Source organism: Pseudoalteromonas sp. CNC9-20, from assembly GCF_022347875.1.
In the GTDB taxonomy this organism is placed as follows: Bacteria; Pseudomonadota; Gammaproteobacteria; order Enterobacterales; family Alteromonadaceae; genus Pseudoalteromonas; species Pseudoalteromonas ruthenica.
This window is the reverse complement of record NZ_JAKRFS010000003.1, coordinates 377802-402516: the sequence shown is the minus strand read 5'-3', so window position 1 is coordinate 402516 and position 24715 is coordinate 377802. Positions and strand designations below refer to the sequence as shown.

The 24715-nt window shown below is 47.5% G+C and carries 26 protein-coding genes; 9 read left to right on the top strand and 17 right to left on the bottom strand.

The features are described from left to right. Positions 1–29: 29 nt before the first annotated feature. From MHM89_RS08960 to MHM89_RS08945, 4 genes are all read left to right on the top strand, one after another. Positions 30–434 carry a DUF2721 domain-containing protein gene (locus tag MHM89_RS08960; protein WP_022946477.1) on the top strand — a complete coding sequence of 135 codons (405 nt, stop codon included), beginning with the start codon at positions 30–32 and terminating at the stop codon, positions 432–434. Between the two features lie 48 nt (positions 435–482). Further along, positions 483–2009 (top strand): DUF3369 domain-containing protein, encoded by a 1527-nt coding sequence (locus MHM89_RS08955; RefSeq protein WP_130148577.1) that lies wholly within the window; start codon positions 483–485, stop codon positions 2007–2009. A gap of 141 nt (positions 2010–2150) precedes the next feature. Beyond that, positions 2151–3038 (top strand): LysR family transcriptional regulator, encoded by an 888-nt coding sequence (locus MHM89_RS08950; RefSeq protein WP_239408641.1) that lies wholly within the window; start codon positions 2151–2153, stop codon positions 3036–3038. A 216-nt stretch (positions 3039–3254) separates the two neighbouring features. Beyond that, positions 3255–3875 (top strand): 2OG-Fe(II) oxygenase, encoded by a 621-nt coding sequence (locus MHM89_RS08945; protein ID WP_152440304.1) that lies wholly within the window; start codon positions 3255–3257, stop codon positions 3873–3875. On the opposite strand, the gene ubiA is transcribed toward MHM89_RS08945, so the two are convergent. Continuing rightward, the gene (gene ubiA / locus MHM89_RS08940) at positions 3872–4741 is read right to left on the bottom strand and encodes a 4-hydroxybenzoate octaprenyltransferase (protein ID WP_239408640.1); all 870 of its coding nucleotides are present in this window, start codon (positions 4739–4741) and stop codon (positions 3872–3874) included. The two genes, MHM89_RS08945 and ubiA, sit on opposite strands and share 4 nt — an antisense overlap. Continuing rightward, positions 4738–5280 carry a chorismate lyase gene (locus MHM89_RS08935; protein WP_275441796.1) on the bottom strand — a complete coding sequence of 181 codons (543 nt, stop codon included), beginning with the start codon at positions 5278–5280 and terminating at the stop codon, positions 4738–4740. Before MHM89_RS08935 ends, ubiA begins: the two co-directional genes overlap by 4 nt. A 212-nt stretch (positions 5281–5492) precedes the next feature. On the opposite strand from MHM89_RS08935, the gene MHM89_RS08930 reads away from it, so the two are divergent. Then, positions 5493–5843, top strand: a complete 351-nt coding sequence (locus MHM89_RS08930; RefSeq protein WP_231658170.1) for a flagellar basal body-associated protein FliL — start codon at positions 5493–5495, stop codon at positions 5841–5843. Between the two features lie 24 nt (positions 5844–5867). On the opposite strand, the gene glpG is transcribed toward MHM89_RS08930, so the two are convergent. The 6 genes from glpG to MHM89_RS08900 form a co-directional block, all read right to left on the bottom strand. Next, positions 5868–6689 carry a rhomboid family intramembrane serine protease GlpG gene (glpG, locus tag MHM89_RS08925; protein WP_151173172.1) on the bottom strand — a complete coding sequence of 274 codons (822 nt, stop codon included), beginning with the start codon at positions 6687–6689 and terminating at the stop codon, positions 5868–5870. Continuing rightward, positions 6686–7003 (bottom strand): thiosulfate sulfurtransferase GlpE, encoded by a 318-nt coding sequence (gene glpE / locus MHM89_RS08920; protein ID WP_022946485.1) that lies wholly within the window; start codon positions 7001–7003, stop codon positions 6686–6688. The genes glpG and glpE overlap by 4 nt, the downstream gene beginning before the upstream one ends. 56 nt (positions 7004–7059) lie before the next feature. Next, entirely contained in the window at positions 7060–8085 is a 1026-nt protein-coding gene (gene tdh / locus MHM89_RS08915; RefSeq protein WP_022946486.1) for an L-threonine 3-dehydrogenase, read from the bottom strand. A gap of 10 nt (positions 8086–8095) precedes the next feature. Continuing rightward, a complete protein-coding gene (locus MHM89_RS08910; RefSeq protein ID WP_239408638.1) occupies positions 8096–9292 on the bottom strand; it encodes a glycine C-acetyltransferase in 1197 nt (398 codons plus the stop codon). 173 nt (positions 9293–9465) lie between these two features. After that, the gene (gene gmhB, locus MHM89_RS08905; RefSeq protein WP_239408637.1) at positions 9466–10011 is read right to left on the bottom strand and encodes a D-glycero-beta-D-manno-heptose 1,7-bisphosphate 7-phosphatase; all 546 of its coding nucleotides are present in this window, start codon (positions 10009–10011) and stop codon (positions 9466–9468) included. Further along, entirely contained in the window at positions 10008–11054 is a 1047-nt protein-coding gene (locus tag MHM89_RS08900; protein ID WP_239408636.1) for a glycosyltransferase family 9 protein, read from the bottom strand. The genes gmhB and MHM89_RS08900 overlap by 4 nt, the downstream gene beginning before the upstream one ends. A gap of 133 nt (positions 11055–11187) precedes the next feature. Between MHM89_RS08900 and MHM89_RS08895 the strand changes: the two genes are divergently transcribed. Then, entirely contained in the window at positions 11188–11913 is a 726-nt protein-coding gene (locus MHM89_RS08895; RefSeq protein WP_045979635.1) for a 3-deoxy-D-manno-octulosonic acid kinase, read from the top strand. Here MHM89_RS08895 and MHM89_RS08890 read toward each other — a convergent pair. Continuing rightward, positions 11908–13017 (bottom strand): glycosyltransferase family 1 protein, encoded by a 1110-nt coding sequence (locus tag MHM89_RS08890; protein WP_235419321.1) that lies wholly within the window; start codon positions 13015–13017, stop codon positions 11908–11910. The two genes, MHM89_RS08895 and MHM89_RS08890, sit on opposite strands and share 6 nt — an antisense overlap. 179 nt (positions 13018–13196) lie before the next feature. On the opposite strand from MHM89_RS08890, the gene MHM89_RS08885 reads away from it, so the two are divergent. Further along, complete coding sequence (locus MHM89_RS08885) at positions 13197–14756, top strand: capsule assembly Wzi family protein (RefSeq protein WP_138509570.1); 1560 nt, start codon at positions 13197–13199, stop codon at positions 14754–14756. A 36-nt stretch (positions 14757–14792) separates the two neighbouring features. On the opposite strand, the gene hldE is transcribed toward MHM89_RS08885, so the two are convergent. Both hldE and MHM89_RS08875 read right to left on the bottom strand, forming a co-directional pair. Further along, positions 14793–16238: a bifunctional D-glycero-beta-D-manno-heptose-7-phosphate kinase/D-glycero-beta-D-manno-heptose 1-phosphate adenylyltransferase HldE gene (gene hldE, locus MHM89_RS08880; RefSeq protein ID WP_130148583.1), complete on the bottom strand. Its 1446-nt coding sequence runs from the start codon at positions 16236–16238 to the stop codon at positions 14793–14795. 5 nt (positions 16239–16243) lie between these two features. Next, entirely contained in the window at positions 16244–16828 is a 585-nt protein-coding gene (locus MHM89_RS08875) for an SIS domain-containing protein (protein ID WP_022946494.1), read from the bottom strand. 134 nt (positions 16829–16962) lie between these two features. Here MHM89_RS08875 and waaA point away from each other — a divergent pair, with 134 nt between their 5' ends. Next, a complete protein-coding gene (gene waaA, locus MHM89_RS08870) occupies positions 16963–18225 on the top strand; it encodes a lipid IV(A) 3-deoxy-D-manno-octulosonic acid transferase (RefSeq protein WP_239408733.1) in 1263 nt (420 codons plus the stop codon). Further along, the gene (locus MHM89_RS08865) at positions 18218–18766 is read left to right on the top strand and encodes a DUF1415 domain-containing protein (protein WP_022946496.1); all 549 of its coding nucleotides are present in this window, start codon (positions 18218–18220) and stop codon (positions 18764–18766) included. The genes waaA and MHM89_RS08865 overlap by 8 nt, the downstream gene beginning before the upstream one ends. Here MHM89_RS08865 and MHM89_RS08860 read toward each other — a convergent pair. The 6 genes from MHM89_RS08860 to proB all read right to left on the bottom strand — a co-directional run bounded on the left by MHM89_RS08860 (position 18747) and on the right by proB (position 24713). Next, positions 18747–19541 carry a MipA/OmpV family protein gene (locus MHM89_RS08860; protein ID WP_239408635.1) on the bottom strand — a complete coding sequence of 265 codons (795 nt, stop codon included), beginning with the start codon at positions 19539–19541 and terminating at the stop codon, positions 18747–18749. The two genes, MHM89_RS08865 and MHM89_RS08860, sit on opposite strands and share 20 nt — an antisense overlap. Before the next feature lie 131 nt (positions 19542–19672). After that, the gene (locus MHM89_RS08855; RefSeq protein WP_239408634.1) at positions 19673–20371 is read right to left on the bottom strand and encodes a DUF3581 family protein; all 699 of its coding nucleotides are present in this window, start codon (positions 20369–20371) and stop codon (positions 19673–19675) included. 140 nt (positions 20372–20511) lie between these two features. Further along, positions 20512–22002 carry a glutamate--tRNA ligase gene (gene gltX / locus MHM89_RS08850; RefSeq protein WP_022946499.1) on the bottom strand — a complete coding sequence of 497 codons (1491 nt, stop codon included), beginning with the start codon at positions 22000–22002 and terminating at the stop codon, positions 20512–20514. 116 nt (positions 22003–22118) lie between these two features. Then, positions 22119–22478 (bottom strand): glutaredoxin, encoded by a 360-nt coding sequence (locus MHM89_RS08845; RefSeq protein WP_045979643.1) that lies wholly within the window; start codon positions 22476–22478, stop codon positions 22119–22121. Positions 22479–22532: 54 nt separating this feature from the next. Further along, complete coding sequence (locus tag MHM89_RS08840; RefSeq protein WP_239408633.1) at positions 22533–23522, bottom strand: GGDEF domain-containing protein; 990 nt, start codon at positions 23520–23522, stop codon at positions 22533–22535. An 84-nt stretch (positions 23523–23606) separates the two neighbouring features. Continuing rightward, on the bottom strand, positions 23607–24713 hold the full coding sequence (proB, locus tag MHM89_RS08835) for a glutamate 5-kinase (RefSeq protein WP_235419312.1): 1107 nt from the start codon (positions 24711–24713) through the stop codon (positions 23607–23609). Positions 24714–24715: the final 2 nt, after the last annotated feature.

Sequence of the window (24715 nt, the reverse complement as noted above, 5' to 3'; positions counted from 1 at the left end):
AACTATACACATAAAAATTGGAAAAAATGATGACATTAACCACCCCTGCACTGCTTTTTCCAGCGATTTCTCTTCTCCTGTTAGCCTATACCAATCGTTTTCTCGTACTGGCACAACTGATCCGCGAACTTAATGCCCGCGAAGGCGAGCAAATCCGGCCCTTCGTGATTGAGCAAATATTAAACTTAAAGAAGCGAATTCGACTTATCCGCAGTATGCAATTTTGGGGGGTGGCGTCTTTTTTACTGTGTACCCTAGCGATGTTTGCGTTATTTGTTGAGTTTACCCCTCTAGGCACGGCCTTATTTGGCATAAGCTTAGTGGCACTCATGGTCTCTTTGCTCACCTCTCTTTACGAAATACATATTTCCTGTGATGCGATTGCCATTGAATTAGAAAGCATAGGAAAACATTCTCACTCACCAGAGAAATAAATCTCACCTATACTCAGGTTACATTGACCTGAAATGGTGGAACCCAGTGTGAGTGAGTATCTTTTTTCCGAAGTCGATGATGCAGAAACACAAACAACAGAAACTAGTTTACCGCCTTGGCGTGTACTTGTTGTTGATGACGACCAAGATATTCACCATGTCACTCGGTTAGTGCTTTCTAACTTTGAGTTCGAGCATCGCTATGTAGAATTAACACACGTCTATTCAGCACAAGAAGCTATCGAATTACTAGAACAAGATAGCACTTTCGCTGTCGCGCTAGTCGATGTAGTTATGGAAACCAATCACGCCGGATTGATGCTTATAAAGCATATTCGCGAGCAAATTGATAACCATGATATCCGTCTTATTTTACGCACTGGGCAACCAGGAGAAGCTCCCGAAGAGTCGATTATCCGCGACTACGACATTAACGATTACAAAAATAAAACTGAGCTTACCGCTATAAAACTCAAAACGTTGGTTTATTCGGCGCTGCGCGGATATCGCGATATTCAATTAATTAACCGGCAGAAACAAGGGTTAGAACGCATCATCAACGCCTCTACGGTGTTTCTCAAGTGTGACAGCATCCACCAATTTGCGTCCGTGGTGCTCAATAACATTTCCCATATACTGGGCCTAGAAGATGCCGAGCTATACTGTGCTGCGGTGACCTACAGCAGCAACCAAGAAGATACTGAGTTTAAATTGCTCGCGGCTTCAGGACACCCTCCCGAGTCAGACATTAGTAAACTGCCACACAATGTGCGCCAAGATTTCCACAGTGCTCACCAGCGCAAACGTTCAATAAAAAATGATAGTAACTATGTCGGTTACTTCCCAGGTCAAAATGGCATGGAGACCATGTTATATGTAGATCGCGGCGCCCACTTGAATACTCATGAACACCAATTACTAGAGTTTTTCGCCAATAACGTGGCGCTGGCTTACAACAACTTAAAATTACGGGAAACGGTAAGAGAGTCGCAAAAAGAACTGTCGTATATTCTCGGTGAAGCCGTGGAAAAACGCTCGAAAGAGACCGGTTCTCATGTAAAAAGGGTGGCTAATTACAGTTATCTATTGGCAACACTTTATGGCTTAAGTGATTATCAAGCTGAAGTACTTAAACTGGCATCGCCGTTACATGATATTGGCAAAATAAGCATCCCGGATCATATTTTAAATAAGCCTGGAAAGCTCAATGATCAAGAATGGGAAATAATGCAACAACATGCACAAGTGGGTTACGAAATACTCCACAGATCCAGTAACGAAATTTTACAATGTGGTGCAATAATCGCCGGCCAACACCATGAAAAATGGGATGGCTCTGGATACCCTAAAGGCCTTGCCAAAGAGGCCATTCACATTGTTGGCAGAATTACGGCTCTAGCAGACGTATTTGACGCACTAGGGAGCGAACGCTGTTATAAAAAGGCTTGGCCTATGGAGGATATAATAGACTTTATAGAACAACAAAAAGGGCATCATTTCGACCCGACTTTAGTCGAATTAATGATCAAAAATATTGATGAATTCATTGCTATAAAAAACCGCTACCCTGACTAATGATTATTATTAATTAACCCCACGATGAACTTGAAAAATTTGTTACAAAAGACATCTTTTTATTTCAGGTACAATGTACTAGTATTGAGGAGGATTAACCCCAATCCATACACCTAATAACTTACTTAAAAGGAATTAAAAGTGAGATTCGAACAACTTAAACAATTCCTCGCCCTTGGCTCTTTGCGCCATTTTCGCCAAGCGGCAGAAAAAACCAACATTAGTACCTCCGCATTAACACGAAGCATTCAAACTTTGGAAGAGGAAGTTGGTCATCAACTAGTATCACGCTCTACACGCTCAGTCATATTAACGAAGGAAGGCGAAGTTTTTTTACGTTTTTGCCAAAATACCCTAGATGAATATGCACGTACCAAACAATTACTCGACAAACTCAGTGGCAAAAGTGAAAACCGTGTTGTAATTGGCTATACCAGCTCAGCAAGCTCCATTGTGCCCATGTCTTGCGGTCAGTTTATGGCACAGCACCCTGAAGTGAAAATCGAGATGCAGCTACAAGATCAGCAAGAGCTACATTCTCGTCTGAAACGAGGCGAAATTGATATTTTTGTCAGTGAAGAAAACGCCTGCCTCGGTGGGAGCGATATCCATTTACCGGATCAGCTCGTACTCTTTGCAAGTCGCAACCACCCTCTAGCACATAAAGCCAGCGTCACCTTACATGACCTTGATGCCTACCCGCTGTTTGGTTGTTTTTCGCAAAGCCAACATGTGCAAGGCATGATAAAAGAGGCTGCCGACGTACTGCGCAAGGGCAATGGCCTGCGTTTAGGTAGCCTAGAAGAGGTGATTAACGCGGTGACCAACGGGCAAAGCATTGCCATTGGCGGCATTGAACATACAAATGCCATCAACAACCACGATGACCTTATATGTCTGCAAGCCAGTGATGAAGCGCACTCACGTTTAATCGTCAAAACCCAAGAGCAAGTGGAGCAGCAACAACACATTATTCAATTATTAGATGTGATTGAACAAGTTGCCAGCGCCCGACACTTGAGTGCTTAACTCTTCGCAGCCTCTAAGTAAACACCTACCTACTCGCTCAAACTTGGGCGAGTATTACTACTACTCCTCCTTAAGTGCCAAGCCATTAAAAAAATAGCAGCCAAGACTAGGCGGGCGAGGCTCATCTATCAATGTGCCCACATTTACACCAATAAACAGTAGTGCTTTGTCATTTCAAGGGTATACTAAGCCACCTTTTGACTTGAATTTCCGCATGTGAATCAAGAACCATTATTTGCACAGATCATCGATGATGTGCATCAGCACGGTTATGCTGTGATTGAACAGGCATTACCGAGCTCTTTAACCAGCCAGCTCCTGAATACAGCACAACAACAATACGATGCCTTTTCACCAGCTGGAATTGGCCGCCGCCAAGAGTTTCAACATAACGAGCAAATAAGAAAAGACAAAACTTTGTGGTTTAGCGGACACTCACAAGCAGAGCAAGACTACATAGCTTTAATGGAAGCATTGCGCCTGCACATTAACCGACATTTTTTCCTTGGCCTGTTCGATTATGAATGCCACTTTGCCCACTATCAGCCTGGGGACTTCTATAAAAAGCATTACGATGCTTTTAAGGGGCGCTCGAATCGTGTATTTACTACGGTTTGCTACCTAAACACCCCTGATGAGGGAGGCGAGTTAGTGATCTATCAACCGCGCTCCAAATTAGTTGCCCGGCGCGTAGCTCCCCGCTGTGGCACACTGGTTGTGTTTGAAAGTGAGCTATTTATGCATGAGGTATTGCCAGCAAAGCAGTCGCGCTTCTCTATCGCTGGCTGGTTTCGCAAGAATAATTCTGTCGCCGGCTTTGTTGACCCGCCGAATTAAAGCAAGCTAACGGCAATGCCCATAAAAATGGCTAGGCCGACATAGTGGTTATTCAAAAATGCATTGAAACACGCGGCTCGCTCTCGGTGGCGACACAAGTAAAGCTGTCGCACCAACAGCATAGTCGCAATACTGAGACCAAGCCAAAATGGCCAAAAAAGTTGCATATCCAAGCCGATATAGGCCAACAGTGCAATAAAGGTGACATCCAATAAAGCCACCGCCAGAAGGTCGTAACGACCAAATAAAATAGCGGTGGATTTGATACCTATTTTAACATCATCATCCCTATCCACCATCGCATACAAGGTGTCATACGCGACAGTCCACACTACATTGGCAAAAAACAGTAACCATGCATGTATCGGCAGCGCTTCGATAGTAGCCATGTAAGCCATTGGAATTGCCCAGCTAAACGCAGCTCCTAACACCACTTGGGGTAAATGGGTATAACGTTTCATAAAGGGATAACACGCAGCCAAGGCAAGCGCCCCAAATGACAGTAATATTGTCTGCCAGCTAAGTAATAACACTAGCGCAAAAGCCATAACCACCAGCAAAGCGAATAAGCTCAGCGCCTCACCGGCACTCACGGTTCCTGCTGCCAGAGGGCGCTGTTGAGTGCGCTGCACCGCACCATCAACATTACGATCAGCAAAGTCATTGATCACGCACCCAGCGCTACGCATAACGAACACCCCCAAGGCAAAAATTACCGCGAGACTCACCGGCGGCCAATCTGCACCAGCAAGCCACAAAGCCCAAAAAGTGGGCCAAAGCAGTAGCAAGGTACCGATAGGCTTATCAATACGCATCAATTGCTTATAGTAAGGCCAATGCATCGCCTTAAGTGGTGCTAGTTTCATAGGTAAGGATAGGCTCCAGGTAAAAATATCTCGCACACCATTATTTGTTGGTTCGTTAAATTGAAGCAACTACGGCGTCCCCATAGCGGCCCACCAGGCAGCTTTAACGAGTGTGTAAGCTCAGCCAGGCTCTGATTGTGAGCGAAATCAGCCACCTCCATACCTACTCGTTGGATTTGCGGGTCTTGGAAAATCACTTCGCCCAATGGATTATTGCCCAAATGGGCTAAATCAACCCCTTGCTGCGACTGCTGTTCAGGAAGCCAGGTTTGCGCATAGACCATAGGTTCATTATCGCAAAACAGCAACACTTCACGCACACGCACATTCGTACTGGGGGGTTTGAAAACAGCGTGGTCGCAAAAGCGACTGGCTACCACTTTTTCGCTTAGAACTTCCACCGCAAATTGTTGGCACTGTGACTTTAAACGCTTCGTTAGCGAGCCAGACTCCAGTAGCCAATCGGCTAGTGTGTCAGTCACCTTAGCGTGCTCGATGCTTATCCACTGCGCGCGAAGAGGTATAGGGTGTGCAGGCAAAACATACTACCTTGATTCGACTATTGCTTCGATCATACCACTGCTACACTAATGGCAAAAGCTCTCACAGAGCACAGTAACCCCTTTACTAATAAATCTGGACGATAAATCGCTAAGCGCGCTAAAATATGGATAACTTGATGAAAACTAGCACACTAATTATTATGCCTCGAGCGCTCAAACTATTACTTGTCAGTGCCTTTACTCTGCTCATGTTCAGCCCCGCAAAGGCGGCGGGAGATGTTGGTTATTATGGCTTTGAGCCTGATATCGTTGCGAACTACATCAGCCAATCAAGTAAGAAGCTCGGCTATGTGCGAGTGACTGTCGATCTGATGTTAGAAGATGTTGGCAATATTTCAGTGGTTGAACATCACATGCCACTGCTGCGTGACGCCATTGTTGAAATCTTATCGCAAGAGCCAGAGGATAAAATCAAAAGTTTAACGGGCCGCGAAGAGATAAGACAGAAATGCATCGAACGGCTTAAAACCTTACTGAAGCAGGAAACCGGTAAAGATATTATTCGCGATGTACTGTTTACCAAATACCTTTATCACTAACATCACGAGTAATAAAAAAGCGGCTTAAGCCGCTTTTTTATTACTTCCAAAGGCCATCACCAGCGCTAACACGATACCGCTGACTAAACCGCCTAAATGCGCCCAGTTGGCCATAGGCATAAAGAAAGTATCGGTAAAACCAAAAACTAGCCACAGTAGCAGAAAACCAATCATCGCCTTGGTCATCATCGGTTTAGTTTTCGCTAACAAAGGATAAATCCAACAAAACCCTACCTGCGCATACACAACACCTGAGAGACCACCGAAATTAGGGCCAACCATAGTATATTGCGCCCACGCGCTGGCCAAAGAGCCAAGTAAAAATACACTCAATAAAGTGAGTTTCGATGTCTGGCGTTCGATAGCGGGCCCTAACGTCAACCACCACAGAACATTAAATATCAAATGAATTGCAGAGAAATGAACGACTGCTGGCGTTATCCAAGAGAGCGGCTGCGATGCTTTAAACTGTAACAGTGGGAATATATGGCTAAACTGGCCCAATAAAAACAGCGCATAGATAATCACACTGATAATACTGACGCTTTTAACCAATAAACTTAGCCCGTTGAAGCGTTGCCACAAATTAAGCTTATTGCCGCTGTAAACCAAGCCTGAATCGGTACGCCCACTTTGCCAAGCGGCATCACTGTATCGCGGATGATTCGGCTCTGTTTTAAACTCATTCCATAACGGCTGAGCAGCATGAAAATGCTCCGGATCAACAGCAATAATTACATGCCCCTGCTGTGCAGGTTTGAGCTCGCCATGCAGCCCTTGAGTACTCAAGTAATCAATAAACCCTTGAGCAGCACGCACGTTATTGGTGCTACCTAGTTCAATCATTTTTCAACCGACTGTGGAAATTGCTTCGCCCAGGCGTCAAAGCCGCCATCCATACTGTATACGTCATCAAACCCTTGCTCAGCTAGGTAACCAGCAGCGCCTTGCGAGCTAATACCGTGGTAACACACAATAATAATAGGTTGCTCATACTCCTTATGCAGCATGAACTCACCGATATTACTATTACTCAAATGCTCGGAACCAGGAATATGGCCGCTTGCGAAACTGTTCGGGTCACGTATATCAGCAATAACGACATTATCGTCGTTTAGTAATTCATGTGTCTGCGACACCGAGATATGTTTAAAAGCCATGGGACTCCAATTTTACTAAACACTGAAAAGGCGGCTTAGCCGCCTTCATAGGCTACTTACTGCCAGTCGAGGATAACTTTACCTGACTGCCCCGACAACATCGTGTCGAAACCTTGCTGAAAGTCATCAATATTGAATTGATGAGTGATCACAGGGGAAATATCAAGACCTGACTGAATCAAGCTGGCCATTTTGTACCAAGTTTCAAACATCTCACGACCATAAATACCCTTGATTACCAAGCCTTTAAAAATAACTTGATTCCAGTCTACAGCCATATCTGAAGGCGGAATACCCAACATAGCTATCTTGCCGCCATGGTTCATGTTATCAAGCATAGAGTTGAATGCCACCGGCACCCCTGACATCTCTAAGCCAACATCAAAGCCCTCTGTCATCCCCAACTCTGTCATCACGTCTTCGAGCTTTTCTTCACTGACGTTAACGGCCCGTGTAGCGCCCATCTTACGGGCCAAATCAAGGCGGTACTCGTTGATGTCGGTGATCACCACATTGCGTGCGCCAACGTGCTTAGCTACAGCTGCAGCCATAATACCAATCGGGCCTGCGCCGGTGATCAATACATCTTCACCGACCAAATCGAACGACAAAGCAGTGTGTACAGCGTTGCCAAACGGGTCAAAAATAGAGGCCAGCTCATCGGAGATATTATCGGGGATCTTAAAAGCATTGAACGCCGGAATAACCAAGTATTCCGCAAAGCTGCCTTCACGGTTAACGCCCACACCTGTGGTATTACGACACAAATGTACACGCCCAGCACGACAATTACGACAATGACCACAGGTAATATGACCTTCACCAGAAACCCGGTCGCCGACTTCAAAGCCTCGTACTTCCTGGCCCATATCGACAACCTCACCGACATACTCATGACCTACCACCATAGGCACTGGAATGGTGTTTTGCGCCCACTCATCCCAGTTGTAAATATGCACATCGGTGCCGCAAATAGCGGTTTTACGAATTTTAATCAATAAATCGTTGTGGCCCACTTCCGGTTTTGGCGCATCAGTCATCCAAATCCCGGTTTCAGCCTTTAATTTTGATAATGCTTTCATCACTGTGCTCCTAAATTACGCCCAACTCTTTGCCGATACGAATAAAGGCATCAATGGCTTTGTCGAGTTGCGCTTTGCTGTGTGCAGCAGAGATTTGGGTACGAATACGCGCCTGCCCTTTTGGCACCACTGGGAATGAGAACCCGGTGACATAAATGCCTTCAGCCAGTAGTTTATCGGCCATTTGCCCAGCGAGCTTGGCATCTCCTAACATCACCGGAATAATGGCATGATCTTTACCAGCACAAGTGAAACCCGCCGCTTCCATTTGCTCGCGGAAGTAAGCCGCATTGGACCATAAAGTATCGCGCAACTCTTTGCCATCAGCCAGCATATCCAGCACTTTTATTGACGCAGTCACAATGGATGGTGCCAGCGAGTTCGAGAATAAATAAGGACGTGAGCGTTGGCGTAGCCACTCGACGATTTCTTTCTTACCTGAGGTATAACCGCCTGATGCGCCACCTAAGGCTTTACCTAGGGTGCCAGTGATAATATCGACACGGTCTAACACGCCACAGTACTCAGGCGTACCACGGCCATTTTCACCAACAAAGCCTACAGCATGAGAGTCATCGACCATAACGAGGGCATCGTACTTATCAGCCAAATCACACAGCGCTTCAAGGTTACAAATCACGCCATCCATCGAGAACACGCCGTCAGTGGCGATCAGCTTGGTTTTAGCGCCTGCTTCATCAGCGGCAATCAGTTGCTGCTCAAGGTCGGTCATATCATTGTTGGCATAGCGGAAACGCTTTGCTTTACATAGACGCACACCGTCGATAATTGAGGCATGGTTTAGCGCATCGGAAATAATGGCGTCTTCAGGGCCAAGAATGGTCTCAAAAAGACCCGCATTAGCGTCAAAACAAGAAGAGTAAAGAATGGTGTCTTCGGTTTGTAAAAAGTCACTGATTTTGCTTTCAAGGGTTTTGTGAATGTCTTGCGTACCACAGATAAAACGCACGGAAGCAACACCGAAACCATGATCGTTCAAGCCTTGTTGCGCTGCTTTAATAAGCTCTGGATGATTCGCTAAACCAAGGTAGTTATTGGCACAAAAGTTAATCACTTTATCGCCGCTGGCAACGTCAATTTCAGCCTGTTGCTGCGAGGTAATAATGCGCTCGCTTTTGTATAGGCCATCGGCTTTGACTTGCTCGATTTGCGCTTGCAGTTGAGTATAAAACGCAGAGGCTCTCATAGATTTCTCCAATACTTGAACGGGGGACCCATGCTACGTCAAAGACGTGGGTAGGTTCGCTTGTTAAACAAAGTTAGGGGTATTGTAAAAGGTTACACGTACAATTGCATTGTTTGTACACGCGGTTGGACCACAGCACAGCGTGGTAACCCATCCCGGATGTAAAGATTCCCTCACAGCAGTGCAGGCACATCAGCGAGCGCGTCGCAGGTGTAATCGGCATCACTTTGCGCCTTTTGGTCAAACTTTTGGCCGCTACGCACCAACACTTTAGTGCCAATGCCACAGCGCTGTGCAGCTTGGATATCGCCATGTTTGTCACCGACCATGACACAGTGCTCGGGGTCGAGGTTAAACGCAGCAATGCCGCGTTGCAACATGCCCGGTTCAGGCTTACGACAGGCACACTGCTGGCGGTAGTCGCCTACCCCCTTAGTGGGGTGATGAGGACAGTAATACACCTCATCAATGCGCACATCATGCTGTAAAAACTGCTCTTTCATCCAGGTAGTAAGTTCAGCAAATTGTTGTTCGCTGTAATAGCCACGGGCGATACCCGATTGATTCGTGACAATAATCAGTCGATAGCCACGCTGTTGAAAACTGCGACAGGCGGCAAATACGCCATCAATAAACTCAAAATCTTCGGGCTTATGGACATAGGCATGGTCGACATTAATAACGCCATCGCGGTCTAAAAAAACGGCTTTATTGCTCATAATCGGTGCTCGTGTACAACTTTATCAAACATCGCGGTCACAGCTTCAACACTAATGCGATGCATTAGCTCACCTTTAACCCGCGTGCCCCAAGGTAACTGCTCAGCAGGCTTACCATGCTGTTCTTTAACCGCGTCAAAATAGCTTTCCACTACGTACTGCTGCGACAGATAAGGACCTGTGCGCTTCGGGTTTGAGTGCGCATATAGGCCAATAACGGGTGTGCCTTGGGTCGTTGCCATATGCGCCGGACCGGTATCGGGAGCCAGTACCACGGTGGCCAAAGCCAACACGCAGGTCAGCTCTTTAAGCGAGGTTTGGCCCACCAAATTATTCACCTCAAAATCGCACTGGCTGATAATATCAGCGGCTAAAGCGCGCTCCATGTCGGTCGGGCCGCCAGTGAGTGCCACCTTGAAACCTTTACTCACGGCATACTTGGCAACAGCAGCATAACGTTCAGGTAGCCAATTACGCTCCGCTTTACTTGCCGCAGGGCTTATCACCAATAACGGTTCGCCATTGTCGCCCACCAGCTCAACGGCTTTGGCTTTATCTGCCCCGCTCAAGGGCAACTGCCAGTGCGGGGTAAAGTCTTGCACCCCTAATTGCTCGGCAAATTGCATAAAGCCTTCGAGCACATGAGGTTCACTCTTAGCGTCGATGCGTTTATTAATGAATAAGCTGTGCAGTTCTTTTGAGCGTGCTTTATCGAAGCCGATTTTCACCCTAGCTGGAATACAGCGGCTAACCAAGCCCGCTCTAAAAGCCACTTGCATGTTCAATAACACGTCAAAGCGCTGGCCTTTGAAACGTTGCTTTAAAGCTTTAAAAGCTGCCCTTCCCTGCTTTTTATCAAACACCACCAGCTCGACCCCCGGTAATCCCTGCAATAGCATGGCCTCAACCTTGCCAATCACCCAAGTAATCTTGGCATTAGGATGCACTTTTTGAATAGCTTGCACGGCACTGACGGCATGACACACATCGCCAATCGCAGACAAACGAAGGATACAAATGGATTGCACAGACTCTAGTGGCACGCGGTATTTCCTAATAGCAATTAATCTTCGCAAATGGTAAAGCAACCCCAGCGCAATGCAAGCGTGAAGCGGTTTAACCTGACTCCAAAAGCAGCTACACTAGCGCCATTATTTTGTTTGCCTTGTAACACTCATGCATACTCGCCCACTTTCTTCCAAGCACACGCTATTAACGTACAAATACCCAGCCCAATCTGTGCAGGAAAATTGGTTCGAGCCGACGTTCTGGTTAAAGCAAAATAAGGTCTATGCACAAAAAAGCGGCCGAGCAACCACCTATTTTTTCGAACATCAGGGTTTACGGGCAGTGCTTCGCCACTATTGGCGCGGCGGATTGATTGGTAAGGTGCTGAGCGATCAGTATTTTTATACTGGTTTAGCCAACACCCGAGTATACAAAGAGTTCGCCCTCACCTGCCAACTTCATGAACAAGGCCTGCCTGTAGTTGAACCCATAGCTGCCATGATTCGCCGCAACGGCTTAATTTACCGGGGCGACATTATCACCCGGGCACTACCAGGGGCGCAAAGTTTGTGTGAAAAGCTAGTTGCCGCGCCCCTAGAAGATACGCTGATAAGCCATATCGGCACCACCTTGGCTCGCTTCCATCAAGCCGGGGTGTATCATGCCGATTTAAATATTAATAATATTTTGTTTGGCGCTGACAACCAGGCCCATGTTATCGATTTTGATCGTGGCGAGCTGCGCATTCCCAAGCAACAATGGCAGCAGCAGAATATCGCCCGCTTACAACGTAGTTTCGCTAAAGAAGCCGCTCGACAGCCCAGTTTTCATTGGCAAGAACACCATTGGCAACGCTTAGAGCAAGCTTACCTCGATACCCTAAACGCTCTATAACGCCAACAACTCTTGAAATTGCTTGGCAATAAAATCTTGGCTATGCAATTGCGCACGCCCCTGCAAAGCGTTTTGTATGCTTGCCCACTGCTGTTCATCATTGAGTAGTGCTACCGCTTGTGCGGTCAGCGTGTTACGGTTTAACGGCGCAGCATGCACTAACCCCTGTGCAGAGCACATTGCTAGGCGCTTAGGCTGATCTTTAGAGACGGGCGCGGCAACACAAGGGAGCTGCAGAGCAATCGCTTGTAATAAAGCATCGCCGGCACTCAGCAGACCCATCTTGGCATTAGCCAGTAAAGCAATAAACTCAGCATTACTCAAGCCACCGACAACATGCACCAAGGGGTCGCTCGATACAGGCAAAGCGTCAGGGTAATTAGCCCCAAATACGACCACCGTCGGGATATTTAAGCGCTCACTTAACTCTTGTGCAGCCTTATAAAATACATCGGCACAGACTCCTTGCTCACTCAGGTGTCCGCCTGAGCCGGCGTTAACAACAACGTATTGACCCGCTTGAACCCCTCTATCGGCCATTGCTTGTCGTGTTGATTGAGCATCAGGGAGCGCAAAGTAAGGGCCTATGTTGATTGGCTCAACTAAGTTGAAACAGCGAATTTTAAGGCGTTCCAACCAACTTAGTGGTTCGATGCAAAAGTCTGGCTGCACCACCCAGTGCTTATCAATACAATCAACGCGATTTAGCTTGAGCCCTTTTGCGCGCTTTTTAGCGTGCTGAGAAATAAACACAACCTGGGCTCCCGCTGCACGGGCACTGCGCATCTGCGATGCTCTTCCAGCACAATCAAAAATCACGACATCGGGCTTATAATCTTGGATTAACGCACACACACGCGTATTTTCTTTTGTCGGCGACTGCGCCAGTAAGGTGGTATTGAAGGGACAGGTACTGGCGTACTTGGTGTGCTGATTAAGAGCAAAATGCACATCAATAGCATCCGCGTAGCGCTGCTTTAAACTCAGGGCTAGGGTTAGAGAACGTATATATTCGCCGATACCTTCAGTGGATGAGACCGGAATGAATAGCAGCCGTTTTACACTTGTTGGTGCTATTGGGCTAATGCGCTCGGAATGTTCCATTTACTCCACATTCTGGCTTGCGTTAATCGCCTCATTATATAGGGGGTTGATGTAGTTTTCGATACCCTCACGGTCGCTGTATTGAATATTTAATAAATTATCAAAGCGTATTTCAACTGCTGCAAACTCACTATTAGCTTGGTAGACTACCCGCTCGTTTTGTATTAGGGACTAATAACGTGCGCTTCTCTACTTCTTCATTATGCACTTTTTTGTGTTTAGTTAGTTCTTCAGTCTTTGCTGAGCCTTGGGTTAAGCCCGATGATTATGGTCTTCGTGCAGATATCCAACGCCTTGCCGATGCCGGTGTAATCTCAGCCCCGGTAACCACATTTCCACTTATGTGGAATAGCTTTATCGACGAGTTGCGCGCGGCACCGGTTGCGTCATTAAGTGCTGAGCTTCAAGATGCGGCACTGCGCGTGCGTCACCGCTTTGAATCCGAAAATGGCCAACCTCACAACTTTCAAGTGCATAGCTTTAAAGCCACCGATCCCCGTGCAGTCACCAGTTTTGGGATGAGCCACTCTCAGCAAACAGAAATGCTTGCAAGTTACAGCTACTTGGGAGAGAACTTTGCGGCAAAACTAGCCGTTAATCACCGCGAAGACGGACGTAATTGTTATGTCAAAGATAAAGGCCAAGCGGATATCGTGGCCAATGAGCAAGCACTCGAGCAATGTGATGACACGACTTTGGACCACAGTTATATCGCTTATCGTTTAGGAAACTGGATATTTCGTGCCGGTGCGGTTGAGCAGTTTTGGGGGCCGGGTATTGATAACAGCTTGATTATGTCCACCAACGCCAAGCCGCTACCAGCGATTAGTGTGAGCCGTGAAAAGGCCACTGCGTTTGAGACGCCGTGGCTAAGTTGGATTGGTCCTTGGTCATTTACTGCACAGATGGCACAACTTGAGTCAACACGGGTCGAGCCTGATGCGATGCTATGGAGCACCCGCGTTAATTTCCGCCCGCTACAACAACTTGAAGTCGCTTTATCGTGGTCAGCGCAATGGGCAGGTGAAAGTCAGCCAAGCTCCTTAGGAGACTTTGTTGATATGATCTTAGGTAAAACCGAATGTGCAAATGGCGCTGACAGCTGTACCTCTGAGCAGGAGACCAAACTCGGTAACCAACTTGCGGGGCTCGATGTGCGTTGGTCAGACACGCTTTTTTCTCAGCCTTATGCCTTGTATGTCAGCACAATTGGAGAAGATGCAAGCAGTTACTTTAAACCGGCAGACAGAGCTTATGTCTTTGGCGCCCAAACCAGCGCATATGCATTCGCGCAAAACCTGACTTTTAACCTGGAATATATCGATACTGGCGTCAGCTGTGCCGCCGAAGCACCGGATATTGAAAACTGCTATTATGAGCACTCTATTTATCTATCCGGCTATCGTTATCAAGGACGGACTATTGGCTCGGCTTACGATAACGACACGCAATCTTGGGTATTTACTGTTTTAGGCCAACAAAGTAATGGTCATGACTGGCAAGTCAAGTTGCGCCAAATCGACTTTAACAGTGACAACAGTGATCGCTACCCCAACAACCCTGACCTTGGTCATAGCATTACCAAAACACCGATTGATAGCCAGCAGCTGGAAGCTCGCTATCGCTTTTTAGCGATGAAAGGACGTTTCACTGTGGGTGGCGTTGTTGCTAACAATGATACCGTTGAGGGCTCAGAAACAGACACCAGCGCATACCTAAAGTTTGAATACAACTTTTAAACCTGACTCATCAAAAAAGGAGCCGTAGCTCCTTTTTTACTGTCCTTTTTTAATTCGCTCTATCACGTTGGAAGTTGAGCAACCATCGAGAAACTCCAGCACTTCAACATGGCCGCCATGGCGCAGCACATGTTCGGCCCCTGCAATTTCTTCTACGTTGTAGTCTCCGCCCTTGACTAAGATATCCGGGCTGATTTGCTCAATCAGTTTTGCTGGCGTGTCGCCCTCGTGCTCTTTGCCGAAAGGGATCACCCAGTCCACAGAGTTCAGCGCACTCAATACCATGGCCCGCTCAGCTAAAGGATTGATAGGACGTTCAGGCCCTTTCAGCCGGGCAATAGAGTCATCGGTATTTAAGCCAACAACGAGCCTGTCTCCCATAGCTTTCGCTTGTGCCAAATAGCGCACATGGCCGGCGTGGAGGATATCGAAGCAACCATTGGTGAATACAATTTTCTCACCATTTTGTTTCGCAAACTCAATATGCTGGATTACGGATTCAAAAGGCGTTTGGTAATGCTCGCCATTCGCACGCAGGTACTGACCTAGTTTTGCACTGAGCTCCTCAGGCGACACGGTAGCCGCACCTAGCTTACTCACAGCAATACCCGCTGCTAAATTGGCCAGCTCTACTGCATCAGAATCTGGCATTCCTGCCCCGAGCATCACCGCTAAAGTTGCGATTACAGTATCGCCAGCGCCTGTGACATCACTCACTTCTTGCACTTGTGCGGGATAGTCGTGTTTAGCGCTGGCACTAATCAACGACATACCTTGTTCTGAGCGAGTCAGCAACATCGCGCCAATTCCCGCCTCTTTTATTAATGCCCGCGCCGTATCAGTCAACGCCTGCTCGCTGCTGGCATCGCCACCGGCGAGCTTAAACTCATTTAAATTAGGCGTGATGTAGTCGGCACCACGGTATAAGCCTAACTGCGGCGACTTAGGATCTACCAATACGGTTTTTCCCGCGTCTTTGGCCACCCGGATCATAGCCTCAATGAGCGTCAATGAGCCTTTGTTGTAATCTGAGAAAACAATGAAATCATAGTCACCCACCACACGTTCTAAACGATTCAACAATAACTGCGAATGCTCTTTAGAAAACTGTTCTTCTTGGTCTAGGCGCACCACTTGCTGGTGTCGACTAATCACCCTGAGCTTGGCTATCGTCGGTAATTCCACAGCATGGACTAACTGTGAGTCAATGTGTTCATCAGCAAGAATGCGCTCTAGAATTTGACCACTTTCATCCTCACCAATAAGCCCTAGCAGGCCTACCTGACCATCAAGGCGCGCGATATTCTTGGCAACATTGGCAGCGCCACCGGCTTTGTCTTCAAGCTGGTTCACTTTGACCACCGGTACCGGCGCTTCAGGGGAAATACGCCCGGAGTCACCATGCCAGTATCGGTCAAGCATGACATCCCCAACCACCAAGACCTTGGCATTGTGCAGCTGTTTTAACAGACCTAAATCCATGTTGCTTACTCCGCCACTAGCATATCTAGGGCTTCACACAACCAGTGGCCGATAAACATATGGGCTTCTTGGATACGCGCGGTCTCATCATTGCTGATGATAATGGGAAGTTTAGCAATATCTTTAACGGTGCCGCCTTCACGGCCAGTCAAAGCCACGGTGTAAGCACCGATGTCGTTGGCCGCTTGGAGCGCAAGATTGATGTTAGCGCTGGTTCCCGAAGTCGTCAGGCCAATAACCAAATCCTGTGGTTTACACAACGCCTGAACTTGACGCTCAAATACAGTATCAAAATGATAGTCGTTAGAGTGCGCGGTTAAAATGGAAGTATCCGTTGTCAGGGCAATGGATGCCAGTGGCCCGCGCTCTTTTTTATAGCGCACCACAAACTCTGCAGCGAGATGCTGTGCATCTGCGGCGCTGCCACCATTACCGAACCAGATCACCTTACCACCAGCAGCTAGTGCCTGATGACAGGCGCTCAACAATTGCGATACTTGCGGTTGGTATTGTTCCATGGTGTCGAATAGTGCGCGGTGGCGCGCAAGGCTATCGAGGTAAGTGTTGGCGGCGTTGTCAATATTAGCCATAAAGCGTCCTCATTCACGGGTTTATCGGCATTATTCCAAAGAGTACTGATAAATGCACGTTTTTGTCAGCCAAGCTTTGGCTTGCCCTATTGCCTGCGGTACACTTTAGTCGAATTTCACAATTAGGCTTTATCGTGTTTGCCCGTTTTCTTTATTCGCTTGTTTTAGTACTACTGATCCCCATAGCCTGGGTATACCTGTATTGTTTACGTGGTCGTAAGAACCCTGGTTATCGCCAACACTTTGGCGAGCGCTTTGGCTACACTCAGGCCACTGGCGATATTATTTTGCATTGCGCCTCAGTCGGTGAAGTACTTGCCAGCGCACCACTGATAAAAGCCTTGCTCGGTGCCAAGTACCGCTTAATCATTACTTGCAACACCCCCACCGGGCGTGAGCAAATCACCACTTTATTCGCCGACGCCATAAGCCAAGAACGTTTAAGCTGCTGCTACTTACCGTTCGATTTGCCTTGGTGTCAACGGCGCTTTATCCGTCGTACACAAGCAAAAGTACTGTCTATAATAGAGACCGAACTGTGGCCGAACTTATTAAAGCAGGCGAAACAAGCAGGTTTAGCGACCGTGATTATTAACGCGCGGCTGTCGGCGAAATCCGCCAACGGATATGCCAAAGTAGCTCCCCTCACTAGAGATATAATGCGCCATATTGATGTGCTTGCCTGCCACCATCATGATGACGCCGAGCGATTTGTAAAGCTGGGTCTGGCCCAATATAAAGTGCATGTTACCGGCTCCATCAAGTTCGATATCACCGTCAGCGAAAAGCACCAACAACAAGCTCAGCAATTGCGCTACAGGTTCAATAAACCCTTTGTTTGGATTGCCGGCTCCACTCACCCTTGCGAGCCGGAATTACTCCTTCAAGCACACCAGGAATTACTGAAGCAGCAGCCCTCGGCTTTACTGATCATTGCCCCGCGTCATCCGGAGCAATTTGACAATGTTGCCACCGTGCTTAAACAGCAGAATTATGATTTTTGTCGTCGTAGTCACAACGACTACCAAGGGCAGAGCGTCATGCTCGCAGATACTTTAGGAGAGCTGACCATGCTTTATGGCTGCGCTGACCTCGCTTTTATCGGCGGCAGTCTTATCGCGCGCGGCGGACACAATCCATTAGAAGCGTGCGCCCACGCCATTCCAGTTTTAACTGGCCCCCATACTTTCAACTTTGCCCACGTTTACCCAGAGCTCATCAACCAAGGCGGTGCGCAGCAAGTGCAAGCCGATAACTTAGCAGCACAACTGATCGCACTCAGCCATGACCCTCATAAGCGCCAACAAATGGGCGCGATAGGTCTTAATGTAGTGAAGAAAAACCAAGGGGCGATAGCGAAAACATTGGCGATTATAGAGGAATACACTGATGTCTAACTGTGTTGCAGCCATGCGTGAATGGGTCAGTGCGGTCATTGTTAAATACAACTTTTGCCCGTTTGCTCGCAAAGAAGTCGAAAGCCAACGCATTCATTATCATCCCAGTGATGCCGTTAGCGTTGATGAGGCGGTGCTTGACACCCTAGAGCAGTGTCGTGTGCTTGATAACGATAGCGACATTGAAACCACCTTGGTGATTTTTGCTAAGGGTTTTAACGACTTTGATGATTTTCTCGAGCTGATAGATTTAGCCAATGCCTTATTAGTCGCACAGGGATTTGAGGGCACCTATCAATTAGCCCACTTTCATCCGCACTATGTGTTTGCTGACGCCGAGCCTGAGGATGCCGCAAATTACACTAATCGCGCGCCCTACCCGGCCTTACATATTATTCGCGAACACAGTATGGAGCAGGCACTCGCACAGTACGATGACCCTGAAAGTATTCCCGAAAACAACATTCGTTTGGCTCGGCGTAAAGGTAGCCGTTTTTGGCAGCAACTGTTGCAACACTGCACTAACGCAGCCGATAAGTAAAAAAGACTATTAACTGGTGCGTATAATGTGTCGATACTAAGGGGCTGTGATAAATTTCATCGTCCCAGAATTCGCTTCGGTAAGCGGCCACTGCCTGCCATTGCGGTGCGAATTGATAACTCAGGGCAATACGTGCAAAAGGGTTGATAGCGCCTTGGGAGTGATACTCCGTGCGCCCATACTGTGGGGCAGCTTGCACCTTACTTACACCATAAAAGTGTTGGGTATAATCTTCACTGAGCAACCGAACTCCGAATCTTGTGTGTACCCGGAGCTTGTCACTCAACTCCCAAGGAGACAGCGTGTAGGAAACGTTTGCCGCCAGCGAACTGGATTCATTGCTAATATCTTGGGCAAAACGGGCCGAGAAGCCATGATAGTTGAGCGCCATAGTTGCGACCAGCTCGCCATTAGGGTCATCATAAGAGGTGAATACAGGATCGTCAGAAAGGTCGCTCTTATATAACAAAACACTGTCGTAGCTGGGGTCGCGAAAGTTAAGACCTATATCAATACCGACTTGGCTATCCAACACGCGGTAGCTCACCAACCCTTGGTCAACACCAAAGCGCCAACGTCCATATTGAGCACTTACAAACGGCAGTGACTGATGTTGTGTTGCCATTCCAGCCCAAGGGGTTGTGATAATGGCTCCGCCAGCACCGAGGGTGACCTGCCATTGAGTAGACTGCTCGGCCTGAGCCTGAGCCTGAGCCTGAGCCTGAGCCTGCAAGGCGACTAACAAGAACCAGGCAGCGTTCAATACTTTTTTCATTGTTCGTATCCTGTGATGTGATTGAAATGCCACTGTAAAGAGCAACACCCCATTCGACCTGTGCCAAATGTCACTGGATGCGAAAAAAGACAAAAAAAAGCGCCTTGAGGCGCTTTTCTATCTGTGCTTTATTACGGTTTCAATGCCGCTTTGCGTTCGTTATAGCCGCGTATCAGTTCATCCACCGTGTCCTGACAATACTCACGAATCCCCGAGACCAGCATATGCTTTTCTCCACGACCCACGACTTCACCCTGCGCCAGAAAATCAAAGCGCAAAATAATCTTGCCGCGCTTACCTTCGTAGGTAAATACATGCTCGGCTTCGCGCAGTTCAGGAGCTGTTACTGCTAGGGTATCCATATGAATACTCATTGATTCATAAATGATCATTGGCCGCGCAGGGTTAATCATTACACCTTGCTTTGCCATCAGTGGCACAACCACATGGGGAAAGGCCTTTCCCGAGAATTCAACATAGTTTTTGATCAACGCATTGGTCAGGGTTTTACATTGGCTGTTTTCGCCCTCACGCTGCACGCTTAGATAGCATTTGTCGCCGTCTTTAATATCGAACTGTGCTTCTCCTTGCGGCATGCTTAGCTTTACACCCTCATCGACCATATTGGCGAAGGTGAAGTGCATTTGCTCATTAATTCCATATTTATCGAGTACCACCGAGAACAGTAAATCCCCAGGCACGCAAAATTTCTTCGCCTCGACATCATGTAACGGGTTGAAGTCATCGGCGACCGCTTTGGCAAATCGACTGCCTTGCTCACGAGAAATGCACACATGGGTACCAAAGTCTTGATAAAACTGCTCTAACATACCTGCTCTGCTTTAGTTCAAAAAAACTGCGGCAGTGTAACAAAATTTACGCATGGAGAGGTCGAATCTGTTGCAATTTATGGAAAAAAGGCACAAAAAAGCCGCAGCATAACAGGCTGCGGCTGTCTTCTCGCCAATGCTTAGTTAAAATCGCGGTAGGCTTTTTCTAGTTTCTTCGCTTGCTTCTTAGATACACCAATGTGCCCTAGCGCTACACGCAACCGTGCTCGCGACATATCAGAGCCAAGAATTTCCATCGCATCGATCACCGATGTAGATGACTTCTTGCCCGTAATAGCAACAAAAATAGGCTCTAAAAAGTCTTTGATCTTCAATTCATGGAAGGTCGCCACTTTTTTCGCAATAGCAAAGATCGCTGACTTTTCCCAGGTGCGCAGTGTTTCCAACTCCCAAATAAAGAACTGCAGTGCTTGGCGCACCACATCTTCTGGCGCTTTACCATCGGTTAATAGCGCAGGGTCATATTCAGGCATCCCGGCGACAAAATGCCCGGCCAAGTCGACTAAGTCAGAGAGTGTATCAATACGGGTTTTCGCTTCAGGTAGTATGCGCTTTAGCGTATTAGCGTTATATTTCCAGTCGACAAAACGCGTAATCAGTTGCTCATCGCTAAACTCTTCACGCAACCAAGTGCCATTGAGCCACTTTAGCTTTTCCACATCGAATACCGGACCACCCAGAGAAACACGTTTCATATCAAAGTGTTCAATCATCTCAGCGAGGGTAAACTTTTCTCGCTCATCAGGCATCGACCAACCCATACGACCCAAGTAATTCAATACGGCCTCAGGAAGGAAACCCATTTCCTTGTAGTAATTAATAGACGTTGGGTTTTTGCGCTTTGAAAGCTTTGACTTATCAGGGTTACGCAGCAAAGGTAAATGCCCTAATACCGGCGCTTGCCAACCAAAATCTTCATACAGTTTCAGTAGCTTTGGCGCCGAGTTAATCCACTCTTCACCACGGAAAATATGGCTAATTTGCATGTGGTGGTCGTCCACCACGTTAGCTAAGAAGTAAGTAGGAAAACCATCTTGCTTCAATAACACCTGCATATCGACATTTTCCCATGGGATTTCAATCTCACCACGCAAATAGTCATTGAAAGTAAAGGTGCCTTGCTCCGGTATTTTCATGCGGATCACATAAGGCTTACCAGCATCCAGGTTGGCTTGAATTTCTTCTTCGCTCAAAAGTAACCCACGCCCATCGTACTTAGGACGCAAGCCTTCGGCCATTTGCTGCTCACGCATTTGCTCAAGCTCTTCGGCACTGGCAAAACAATAAAAAGCTTTGCCCTGCTCCACGAGCTGGTGCGCATACTTTTTATAAAGCTCTGAGCGCTCTGACTGACGGTATGGGCCAAACTCACCACCGACATCCGGTCCATGATCCCATTGCAGGCCTAGCCATTGTAGGCTGTCCATGATCGCCTGTTCTGATTCTGCGGTACTGCGCACTTGGTCAGTGTCTTCGATACGCAATACGAATTCACCGCCTTGCTGCTTGGCAAAACAGTAGTTAAACAGGGCAATATAGGCAGTGCCTAAGTGCGGGTCACCCGTAGGTGAAGGGGCAACACGGGTGCGAACACAGGTGTGGTCAGTCATGCTAGCTTCTCTTTCAATTAGCAACAAAAATTTGCTGCAAATGCTAGCACAAAGGGGCAAAACTTCGTAGTGGAAAACGCCGCAATTGCGGCGTTAACGATAAATAGAATGGTTGCTTAAGCAGCTAAATCATCAAGGTAGGCAACAATGTCGGATGATTCATACAACCAGCGCACCTGCTGGTCTTGTTCAATACGTAAACATGGCACTTTTACTTTGCCCCCTTGCTCAGCAAGCTCTTGGCGGTAAGTGTCATTGTTTTTAGCGTCCCGCGTTTGTATTTTTAGGCCGTTACGCTTAATCGCGCGGCGTACTTTGACACAAAAAGGACAGGCGTGAAACTGATACAATGCCATATTCGCGGTTTGCGCATCTAACTGCTGCTGCTCTTCAGCAGGACGTTTTTTACTGCGCGGAGTAAAGACAAAATTAAAGAACAAAATAATACGGCCTAGCAACCAACGTACAAACTTCATAAGCACTCTCAAACAGAAAAATTCGGCGCAGAGTTTAGCACGCTCTGAAAGTGGTTAAAATAGCTCCAACATATCGTCGTCTAGATCATCGTCGCCTGCGCCCTTGGTGTTATCAGGAATATTTAAGCTATGGAAATCGACCACTTGGTTGCGGCCATTATTTTTCGCATTGTAAAGGGCTAAGTCGGCTTTATGCACCAGCTCAGGGACCATTGAGGTGTTATCAAAAGCACAAAAACCAGTGCTAATAGTCAATCTTTTCACCTGCGGAAAGGTAAAATCTGCCACAGTTGCGCGCAGTCGCTCTAACACTTGCATCGCTTGGTCTTTATTATCGCACAGCAATAGCACGGCGAACTCTTCGCCTCCATAGCGAAACACATAATCCTCACTGCGAAAGCTCTGTTTTAAAATTCGCGCTACGAGAATAATAACCTCATCACCAATCACATGGCCGTAGGTATCATTAACGCGTTTAAAGTGATCAATATCGAACATGGCAAGATACCATTGGCGCTCAAGTTCATTGTCACGGCGCTCAGCAAAGCCGTCGCCATTGATGATGTCCATCACCTGTGAGTCAAAAGTTTGCCGGTTAAGCAGTTCAGTGAGTGGGTCTAATCGCGAGCGATACAGTAAATACAGCTGGTTGGCGTAAATATTAAGAATATTAGTAATCACGAAGGGGGAATCATGCGTCAGCGCGAAGTCACTTCTGCTTTGCACAAAACCTATCACTGCACCAAGATGGTAGATAGGAAAGTACACATATTGTCCTTGGCTACCACTAATGCGCATGCGCTCAGCATCAATTTTTGCCACTAACTGCTGAGCTTGTTCATCATTGAGTATTGCTGCTGAGCCCCCTGAATAGCTACATCGTATGTGGCCCTGCGAAGTAAATTGTTTATTCATGTACAGAGCAAAATTGTTATCGGCAAACACCTGGCTAAGTATATCAATAAGCGCTGCATCCAACGCACGTTCACTTTGTTGCTGCGTTAGACGAATGATCCATTGATGACCACAGGAGTTACTTTGCATAGGCGCTTGTTTTGCTGCTTGATTCTCCTAAGTGTAGACGAACAAAAAGGGTTATGTGCCCAGTGCACAATGACTGTGTGCAGGCTAAACACTGTCAGTGAAATTGATAAAATCATCGCGATGCACCAGCATAGCGCCATTACTGTAGCCCAAGGTTTCGACGATAGTTTGCTCTTTATGAGCCAGCAATTGGGCCACAGCCACACTGTCATATCTCGCCACGCCTTTGCCTAAGTTAAGCCCTTGCTCGTCACACAAAGTGATGACATCACCACGACTAAACGGCCCCTTTAATTGCGTTATACCAACCAGAAGTACACTGGCCCCACCTTTTGCAATCGCTGCTGCCGCACCGCCATCAAGCACCACCTTGGCTTTGCTCATCGGCCCTGCTAGCAACCACAGCTTGCGACTGCGCCGAGGTGCTTTTAAGCTCAATACCCGGGTGCCTGTTTGCTGCTGCAAACAATTTATAATGACATTCTGGCCGTGTCCTGCACTGATCACCACATCCACACCACCGTGACGGGCAATACTCGCAGCTTCAAGCTTAGTAGCCATCCCCCCTGTGCCCACGGTGCTGCCTGAACCTCCTGCTAACGCCTTTACCTGATCATCAATATGGCGGATTTCCGCAATCAGCTCGGCATCGGGGTGGCTGCGCGGATCGGCGGTGAATAATCCAGGCTGATCAGTTAGCAACAACAAGGTATCAGCGCGAGCTAATATGGCTACCTTAGCGGAGAGGTTGTCATTGTCGCCCACTTTAATTTGTGTGGTTGCGACGGCATCGTTCTCATTGATGATGGGTACCGCTCCCTCTTGCAATATAGCTAGCAACGCATCACGAGCATTGAGGTAGCGCTCGCGGTTTTCTAAATCCGCTTGTGTCAGTAACATTTGTCCCACGGCAATTGAATAAAGCGCAAATAGGCTTTGCCAGGTATGCAGCAGCTGGCTTTGCCCGATAGCAGCTAACATCTGCTTTTGTGCCAAGGTCTCAGTACCAGGTTGGCGGCCCAATAATTCTCGCCCCGCTGCAATCGCCCCGCTGGTGACGATAATTATACGATGGCCTTGTTGCTTCAATTGCGCGCACTGACGCACTAAATCAACCATGTGCGCTTTATCTAGGCCTCGGCCATGATTGGTCAGCACGCTGGTGCCCAACTTAACGACAATAGTTTGCACTT